Here is a 267-nt window from a genome sequence, read left to right on the forward strand (position 1 = left end):
TAACCCCACGCAAAAAAGACACGGTGTTTCCGTGCCCTTCTTCCGTTTTTTATTTTAGCTGTTCGCAAGCGAATTGAAAACCTTTTTTAAATTATACCAAACCCATTCCACAGCCTGGTGAATCTCTTGCACTTCACCGGAGATATGAGCCGTAGAAGCTGCATATACCTCTCCGTCGATTGCGACGACATTCCCGCGCACATCACCGTCTACCTTAATGTTGCCGTTACGGACAACAATGTCCCCTTGCACTGTTTTGCCGGCAGG

Annotated in this window: 1 pseudogene; it reads right to left on the reverse strand. The window is 47.6% G+C overall.

From position 1 onward, the window contains the following. Positions 1–54 precede the first annotated feature (54 nt). Positions 55–267, reverse strand: a pseudogene (locus B2899_RS06000) (anti-sigma factor); the annotation flags it as partial.

Origin of the sequence: Aneurinibacillus sp. UBA3580 (genome assembly GCF_002375825.1) — a bacterium.
Lineage (GTDB): Bacteria > Bacillota > Bacilli > Aneurinibacillales > Aneurinibacillaceae > Aneurinibacillus > Aneurinibacillus danicus.